Annotated in this window: 6 protein-coding genes and 2 pseudogenes; 4 read left to right on the top strand and 4 right to left on the bottom strand. The window is 62.3% G+C overall.

What is annotated here, in order from left to right; genetic code table 11:
• Window positions 1–4 precede the first annotated feature (4 nt).
• From AB0B25_RS31615 to AB0B25_RS31605, 3 genes are all read right to left on the bottom strand, one after another.
• Window positions 5–352, bottom strand: coding sequence for a recombinase family protein (locus tag AB0B25_RS31615; protein ID WP_357187391.1), 348 nt, complete (start codon window positions 350–352; stop codon window positions 5–7).
• A 309-nt stretch (window positions 353–661) separates the two neighbouring features.
• Window positions 662–892, bottom strand: coding sequence for a hypothetical protein (locus tag AB0B25_RS31610; RefSeq protein WP_357187388.1), 231 nt, complete (start codon window positions 890–892; stop codon window positions 662–664).
• A 463-nt stretch (window positions 893–1,355) separates the two neighbouring features.
• Window positions 1,356–1,724 carry a metalloregulator ArsR/SmtB family transcription factor gene (locus tag AB0B25_RS31605; protein ID WP_357187385.1) on the bottom strand — a complete coding sequence of 123 codons (369 nt, stop codon included), beginning with the start codon at window positions 1,722–1,724 and terminating at the stop codon, window positions 1,356–1,358.
• A 118-nt stretch (window positions 1,725–1,842) separates the two neighbouring features.
• Between AB0B25_RS31605 and arsM the strand changes: the two genes are divergently transcribed.
• Window positions 1,843–2,658, top strand: a complete 816-nt coding sequence (gene arsM / locus AB0B25_RS31600) for an arsenite methyltransferase (protein WP_357187383.1) — start codon at window positions 1,843–1,845, stop codon at window positions 2,656–2,658.
• A gap of 61 nt (window positions 2,659–2,719) precedes the next feature.
• Window positions 2,720–3,255: pseudogene (locus tag AB0B25_RS31595) on the top strand (recombinase family protein).
• 128 nt (window positions 3,256–3,383) lie between these two features.
• On the opposite strand, the gene AB0B25_RS31590 reads toward AB0B25_RS31595, so the two are convergent.
• The gene (locus AB0B25_RS31590) at window positions 3,384–5,000 is read right to left on the bottom strand and encodes an aromatic amino acid ammonia-lyase (RefSeq protein WP_357187381.1); all 1,617 of its coding nucleotides are present in this window, start codon (window positions 4,998–5,000) and stop codon (window positions 3,384–3,386) included.
• Between the two features lie 355 nt (window positions 5,001–5,355).
• Between AB0B25_RS31590 and AB0B25_RS31585 the strand changes: the two are divergent.
• Together AB0B25_RS31585 and AB0B25_RS31580 are read left to right on the top strand one after the other, a co-directional pair.
• A pseudogene (locus AB0B25_RS31585) lies at window positions 5,356–5,699 on the top strand (transposase); the annotation flags it as partial.
• A 134-nt stretch (window positions 5,700–5,833) separates the two neighbouring features.
• The gene (locus tag AB0B25_RS31580) at window positions 5,834–8,362 is read left to right on the top strand and encodes an AAA family ATPase (protein ID WP_357187378.1); all 2,529 of its coding nucleotides are present in this window, start codon (window positions 5,834–5,836) and stop codon (window positions 8,360–8,362) included.
• Window positions 8,363–8,474: the final 112 nt, after the last annotated feature.

Raw genomic sequence — 8,474 nt, 5'->3', positions numbered from 1 at the left:
TGGCTCACCCCGACCGAATTCGAGAAGACCAATCGACACCTACAATCGGTGTCCTGACTCTCGCAACCCGGCGGACATCAAGCCGAGACAGCCCACCTTGTTCGCGCAGTTCGTGGACGATGTTGAGGCACTCGCGTAGGTTGCGGCCGTACCGGTCGAGGTTGGTGGCCACGATCCGATCACTCTCACGCAGCATCCGCTGCAGACGCACCCATCCAGGTCGGTCCATGGTGGCGCTGGTCTTGTGGTCGGTGTAGATCCGGTCGTCCGAAATGCCGTACTCGCGCAGGGCGACGAGCTGCCGCTCGAGATCTTGGTGGGTGGTCGACACCCGGGCGTATCCGAACTCCATCAGCACGCCAGCGCTCGTTGGAACAGGAGCTCTTCCTTGTGGCGGGTGGACGTCCATCGGCGGGCAGTGCTGATAGGTCCGTGGCGTCCGTCCCTGCACAAGCACGATGCTCTGAGCGCTACGGGCATGCACGACCCAGATATCGGCGAGGTCGAATTCAGCGAGTGTCCACCGGGTCGGACCGTGGGATCCGGAGGTGATCCAGAGTCCGGCACCATATCCGGCGAGAGAGTCGAGCGCGTGCAGTGCCGTCTCGGGCCGGGTAGCCGTCGAGATGAACCCGACGATCGACACCGCCGGCCGGGGTGGTTACTCGCCGAGATCGTCTGTCCAGGCTTCCCAGATGGCGAGGGTGGACCAATCGAGTTCTGGGCCCTGTTGTTTGGCGAGGCGTTCGGCCCAGACGGCCGGGTCGACGTCGATGACTGGATACACGACGCAGTCACTGACTTTGGTTTCGGGCAGCACGATCCCAGACCACCCAGCCGCCAGGATTGCGGCGTGCACGTGTTCGGGGATTGCGGAGGAGTGGGGCGCCATCTCGAACTTGTCTCATAATTATGCTCCGTAGCACGTTTTCGCGACGTAATTTCGAGATTAAATTTCGAGACTCTGCGACCTGGGATTCTGCAGGCGCGGCAACCTCTTCCCCAGGGGGTTTCTTGAAACCTTGACCCGGCTCGCACGCTGGGCTGAATCGTCACTTGACGCGTCGATGGCGATCACTGAAGGAATGCAGCCGAATCAGAGATTGTGACTATGGCGTCAAAAGATTCTGATACCAGTGTCTTCCGTGTGTTCCGCTGTTTTCCCGCATCTGGATGCGGACCTGGCCCGTGTCCGTGATGTTCTCGGGCCAGCCCGTGCAGTTTCGCGGCAGGCCCGAGACGAAAGGCCCGACTGCTACGCGGCGATGCCGGAGCCGACAACGACCGTGACCAGAGCGGTGCGCCGACGGCTTCGGCCGCCGACCGTCGCGTCAGCGGCGGCGGCGCGGTGTCGTTCATGTCAGCGTGACGGTCGAGCCGGTGGCGACCAGGGCATCGGCAAGCCGTTGCAATGCTTCGGGAACAACCCGGTAGTGAACCCAGGTGCCGCGCCGCTGCGAGGTCAACAAACCGGCCCCCCGTAGCACTTTGAGGTGGTGGGAGATGGTGGGCTGCGACAGGTCGAAGGCAGGAGTAAGTTCGCACACGCACACCTCCTGCCCGCCCGCGGCCGCGATCAACGACAGCAACCGCAGCCGGGCCGGGTCGGCGAGGGCTTTGAACGTGCCCGCCAGCGAGGTCGCGGTCTCGGCATCCAGCGGCGAGGACAAGGTGGTGTTGCAGCAGTCGGTGGAAGCGATCACCGGAAGTTCCTGTTTCGACATATGTCAATATTGACAGATATCTATGCATTGCGCCACACTTGATTCGACAGTCGTCAATACAACCGGGTCGGTGAGCCCAGATCTCCGATTTCTGGTATTTCGAGAGGATGTGATTTTCATGTCGGATCAGGTCAACGAGCTGCGCGAGACCGTGCGAACCCGTTATGCGGCCGCCGCGAACTCCGTCGCTGCGGGAGGAACCGCGGAGGATTGTTGCGGGGGCGAGTGTGTCGCGACCGGGGCGATCGATATCGACGAGAACTTCGGCGCGAGCCTGTACGGGTCCACCGACCGCGACCAACTGCCGATCCAGGCGGTCGCGGCGTCGCTGGGCTGTGGGAACCCGACCGCGGTCGCCGACCTGCGCGAAGGCGAGCGGGTGCTGGATCTCGGCTCCGGCGGCGGGATCGATGTGTTGCTGTCCGCGCGCCGTGTCGGGCGGACCGGTAAGGCGTTCGGGGTCGACATGACCGACGAAATGCTGGCTCTGGCCAACGAGAACGCGACCAAAGCTGGTGTCACCAATGTCGAGTTTCTGAAAGGCATGATCGAGGCGATCCCACTGCCCGACGACAGCATCGACGTGGTGATCTCCAACTGTGTGATCAACCTGTCGACTGAAAAGCCCGCGGTATTCACTGAGATGGCGCGAGTACTGGTGGCGGGTGGGCACATCGGGATCGTCGACGTTGTGGCCGATGATGCCCTGTCCCGCGCGCAGCGTGGCGAGCGTGGTGACTACGTCGGCTGCATCGCGGGAGCGTTGTCGTTCGTCGAGTATCGAAACCATTTGGAAGCGGCAGGTTTCACTGATATCGAGATCACGGCCACGCATGCTGTGGCCGATGGCATGCATTCGGCGATCATCAAGGCTGTCAAATCTGTCGAGGCTGCGGCGGTGTCCACGTGTTGCGGGAGCGGATGCTGCTCCTGAACAGAGCACGGTCCTGGTCGGCTCGGACGACCGTTGTCGACCAGTGCCTCGCGGCGGGGAGATGGTCCGGCAGCTCGACGGGATCGACGTAGAACGCACCTTCACCACAAGGCATCCGGGAAAGACACCGCACGACCGCAGCTGGACGATCTGCTCGGCTATGTCCGCGACGGCGACACCGTGATCGTGCACTCCATGGACCGCCTCGCCCGCAACCTCGACGATCTGCGACACCTGGTACGCACCCTGACCGGCAAAGGTGTGCGGGTCGAGTTCGTGAAGGAGAACCTGACTTTCACCGGTGAGGATTCGCCGATGGAGAACCTGCTGCTGAGCGTGATGGGTGCCTTCGCCGAATTCGAACGCGCTCTGATCCTGGAACGCCAGCGCGAGGGCATCGCCGCGGCGAAGGCCCGCGGCGCCTATACCGGCCGCAAACCGGCGCTCACCGCCGAGCAGACCGACCAGCTGCGCGGCCGCACGGCCGCCGGTGAATCGAAAGCCGCGCTGGCCAAGGTGTTCGGTGTCAGTCGCGAAACCGTCTACAACTACCTGCGAATCGACCTGCGGATTGCCCGGTTTCTAGCGCGAGAATGAGGCTGGGTTCTTCCGAACATCTGGGCTGGCGCTCCAGGATCAGGGCGCGCTCGAACCCCGACCATGAACCACTGCGAATAGATAAGTCGACAGTTGAACACGCGAGGTCACCAGTCCGGAACCCTGTGTCAGGCCGCGCAGCCGTCCTCGGTCGCGGTTTGTACCGGGGTGGAGAAGGCACCCTCGTGAATGAGCGTGGTCGCGGCTTCGACATCGGGGGTCAGGTAGCGGTCGTCGGTGAGCGATTCGATGCTTTGGCGAACGATCGCGTGTACGGCCTCCGTATCAGCGCCGAGCTGGAGCCCGGGTAGCTTCGTCCGCATCAGATCGATCCCCTGCGCACCCATCATGATTTGGACGCCGAGGACGGTATCGAGCCGATCCAGGTTGTCCGCGAGGTCACGTATCGACGCCATCGCCATCGTGTTGAGGTCTTCCTGCCCGCCTTTGACCGGCCGGGAGAGCGTACCAGCCGGGTACGCCCTAACCTGCATCTCGGGGATGAGAGCGGCGGCGACCGTCTGCACCTGCACCATGCCCGAATTCAGACCGACAGGACCACCGGCGAGGTTCGCGGGAAGTCCGTGGCTCCATTCGGGACTGAGCAGCCGGCCCGACAGTTCCGCGGACAAGATGGCGAGATTCACCATCTGCGCGTTCATGGTGTCGATCTGTTCGCCGATCTGGGTAGCGGCCCAATTGCCGCCCATCACGAACTCGTATCCACCGCCGGGCTTGGCGAACACGAGGGGGTTCGATGTCGATGCGTTGGCCTCGCGTTCGACGATCTGCCGCGCCGCTGCGAGCGTCTGCCGGAGCGCGCCGAGCACATGTGGGGTCGAACGTATCGAGGTGGCGTCCTGGACACGGTCAGCAGCTTCCCCAGATCGGCGGCGGCCGTCGTCGGTCATCCACTGGGTGCCGCAGAACATCGCCCGTATCTGGCGAGCCGCGTCGATCTCTTCGGGAATGCGGCGCTCATCGTGGGTCCGCTCGTCGAATGCGTCTTGTTTGGCACGGGTCGCTTCGAGGAACAGATCGAAGGCCGCGACGAAGCTGTCGAGATGGCGGTCGGCGCGGTCGATGGCGGCCGCGAACCGAGCCGTAAGCACGCTGCTGCCGCTGATGAGTGGTAGCGCTTCACCGGATTCAAATACGAAGTGTTCGGGCAGACCGGCCGCGCGGAACGCCATAGCGGCCGCGACCTGCTTGCCGCGGAAGAACACCGGGTTGCCCTCACCGATCATGCTCAGTCCGGTCGCTGCCATCGGTTGCAGGTCGCCGGTGCCCAGTGAGCCGATCTCGAGCATGCGCGGAAGCACACCAGCGTCGACCATCGACAAAATTCGGTCGACCAACTCCGGGCGCACCCCCATCGCGCCACGGGCCATCGAGTTGGCACGCTGCACCAATGCGAGTCGCACCACACCGGTGGGTAATGCCGGGCCGACACCGGCGGCGTGTGAGCGCAGGACTCGGCGCTGGAAATCGAGCTGTTCATCCGGGGCGAGCGGATGGTCCTTGAGCGGGCCGAGCGCCTGGTTCCACCCGTACACTCGGTGGCCTGCAGCCACGGCTTCCAGCGCACCCTCGCGGGCGGACTGCATCCGCTGCCGAGCGAAGTCGGACAGGCGGACCGTTACCGAGTCATCGTGCAGGACACGCATCATCGTCGGCCAATCCAACCGCGTGCCGTCCAAAGTGATCGCGTCGAACTGCTCGGAAGGCTGAGACTCGGCGGACACAGCTCCCTGTGAGATGACCGCGAGCAGAACGACTACCGCGGCAATTTGTTTGACGTTGAACGGGTTCCGCAATGCGGCCTCACATTCCGGTACGGCGACGGCAGACCTGTGCCTGTCAACGAAGAGTATTCCTGCCAACGCTGCACGGGCCTGGCAGCGTCGGACATGTTCGGACTCGACAGCACGCCTACAACGGTCACCCTGTCCTGAACAAATCTCTTGCATGAGAACGTTCACTTCCGGAACCTCCGTGTTCACCTGCATCACGGGGTTCCGGTAGTAATCGCGGAGACTGTGGATCTAGTGGTGTTTTCGGCCTGGTTCGCTGGGCGAAGTTCGTCGGGAAGGTGCCGTGATGACGACACTGAATGCCGTGGCGAGGAAGGAGGCTGAGGTTTCGGCCGAGGAGCTGGCGGTGGCGGAGTTGGTCCGGATGGCCAACGAACGGGTTTGTCTCTGACCGGGCCCGACGGGCTGCTCGAACAGTTCACCATGGCGGTCCTCGAGACCGCGTTGGACGAGGAGATGACCGAGCATTTGGGGTTCGAGCTGAACCAGGCTCCTGCCGAGCGAGGCTCATCAAACGTGCGTAACGGGACCAGGTCGAAAACGGTGCCGACCGAGACGACCGGGCTGGTGCCGATCGAGGTGCCCCGCGACCGTGACGGCAGTTTCCAGCCTCAGATCGTCAAGAAACGCCATGAGCGCGGTGACGAACGATGCCCCGGCACTCGGGGCGACGGTATTCGCTGTGATGCTTGCGAGGACTATGCTGTCATGATGTGGATCGCAGGCGGCGGAATGCAGGTATGTTTGCAGCTAGTCCAGGTTTCGTGGGACGAGACAGCGAACTGGAGAGAATCGCTACCCTGCTGAATCGAGCTCGGTTGATAACCCTTACCGGTCCAGGTGGGATCGGTAAAACTCGGCTGGCCGCCGAAGCTGTCCGGTTGCTCGGGAAGCTCAAATCTGGCGGCGCAGATGTGTATTGGGCGAGATTAGCTCGGCTGCCGAAAAACTCTGACGTCGGTGCTCTGGAAGAAGAACTTGCTCACGCGGTGATCGACGTCGACTTCTCTGGTCGGTCTGTGCGGGACGCCCTTGTCGACAACCTGGCGCGGACCAAGTCCTCTTCGCGTACGGTGCTGGTTCTGGATAACTGCGAACATGTACTGAGCGCTGTCGCCAGCTTGAGTGCTGAGCTGCTCGACACGATCCCGAAGCTAACCATTTTGGCAACCAGCCGGGAACCCCTGGGGTGGGTCGACGAATATCGTGTCCCGGTCCCGCCGTTGTCTCGCCAGCATGGGTTGATTTTGTTCCGACAGAGATCCGAACTGACCGGTCGTCCCATCAGCGGTGTGGACGACATAAGTACCGCAGCGAAAATCTGTCGGCACGTGCACAATCATCCCCTTTACATTCAGTTGGCGGCCGCACGACTGACACATCAGACACCAGGGGTTATTCTGCGGGGCCTTACCGGCCACGCCGACGACACTCGCCTGCGTTGGTCCCACGGTGCTCGAGTTGGGGGCGATCCTCGACATCGAGGTGTGCACGACGTCATCGACTGGTCCTATGAATTGTGCACCGAAAAAGAGCGTCTACTTTTCGACCGTCTCTCCGTCTTCGCCGCAGGCTACGACACCAACCCAGACGACACCACACCGCACATCTTGGATGTTGGGGCGGACTTGGACGCCATCGAATCCATATGCTGCGACGAGGACGCAGACGGTACGGACAATTCAATCGACAACGAGCGCTGCGCCAGAGTAACGCTCGCTCGGCACGAGGTCGTGGACCTGCTCGAACGCCTTGCCGACCATTCGTTGGTGTCGGTGCACATGGGTACGACTTCCGTGCGGTACTCCCTACTGGAGAGTCTGCGAGTGTTCGCCCAGCAGCGGCTGTTACAACGCGGATCCGGCACGGTAGGTGAACCCGCTCGGCTCGCGGAGCGGCACATGTACTACTACCGCGACAAGACAATTTACGCGGCAGCCCACTGGTTCCGGCCCGAGCAACAAGACCTGTTCGAATGGGGTCGAGCGGCATGGTCGAATACAGTGACTGCTATCGAAAGCAGTCTCACGCTCCCAGGCCGGGCTGAGACCGGCCTGGAAATCTGTCTTGGGCTCGTCCTCCTGCAAGTTCCCTTCACCAGCGGTGCGGTACGAGAGGCGCGGCGCTGGCTCCAACGTTGCCTCGACGCAACCCGAGTCTTGCATCCACAACCGACCGAACTTCAGATTGGGGCGATGGCTGCCAGCGGGTGGCTCGCTCTCATGCAAGGCCTGCGCAAGGATGCCGAGAAGTTACTCGAAGATTGTATTACCGCATGTATCGCCGATCCAGATGTCAGGTCGAACTGGCAGCGTACCGCCGAATCCGATATCGGCCTACCGGCCGTGGTTGAATTCGCGTGGGGGACAGGGTTGTTTGCGCGACGTGACGCCGACTCTATCGGCGTTCTCGGGCGCGCCGAGGACAAGTTCGCCGCTTTGGGCGACCAAGGCTCGGCGGCGTTGAGTGGAATGTTCGCTGTCTTGGCCGCGAGTCTGTTGGGAACCGCAGAACAAGCCAACGAGATCGCTCGGCAATTCCAGGACCGGACAAACGCTTCCGGAACGCCTCGAGACAAGTCATGGTCCGCGCTCGCCCGCGCGGTTGCACTGACCAAACATGGAGACCCAACCGAAGCGCTGGCCCTTGAACGGGACTCCCTCGCATATCAGCTCGCCATCGGTGATCAGTGGGCTGGGGTGTGGTTGGTCGAGTTTCGTACGTGGTCGCTGGCGCGCATTCTCACCGACTCATCTCGAAGAATAGACCGTGTCAAATCCATTGCGCTCGCGACTGAGATCGCCCATCTGGTGGGTGGAACCGCGGCCCTGCGCACCAAGCTGGGCATTAAGATTGAGGAGATGGGCCCCTTTTTCGACGAGTCCAGCAGGGCACACGCCGTCGCCCGTGAAGTTCTCGGACCCGATGCCTTCGCCCAGGCAGAAGCCCGCGGCTCCCGTCTGCGTCTGGAACTTGGCGAGGTGCAACGCCTCGCCCTGGGCACGCTGAGCCCCGACGCGTTGCGCCGCGATCCCTCCGAACGAATCCTCTCATCGCACTGGCAGCAGTTGACTCCAGCCGAAGCTCAGGTCGCCATTCTTGCAGCTGCTGGATTGACCAACAGCGCTATCGCCACACGCCGCGGCACATCCTTCAGGACTACCGATGCTCAGATAACCGCAATTCTTCACAAACTAGCTATCAGCTCGCGGGGGGACATCATCGAATGCGTTCCCCGACACCTAGCAGACCAAATCCGAATCGAACGCGACAAAGAACCATCGAGCAGTTAGGGGCGTCTCGATCACGACTAAGACCGTGTCTTATGTGGTTGATTTCGCGAGTTTCTTGTAGCAGGTCAGTGTCGCGGCGAGGGTGAGGAACGCGAGGAAGTGGGTGGTCTTG

This window comes from Nocardia sp. NPDC049190, from assembly GCF_040648115.1.
GTDB lineage: Bacteria > Actinomycetota > Actinomycetes > Mycobacteriales > Mycobacteriaceae > Nocardia.
The sequence above is the reverse complement of the archived record's forward strand: the minus strand, read 5'-3'. Positions and strand labels throughout refer to the sequence as shown.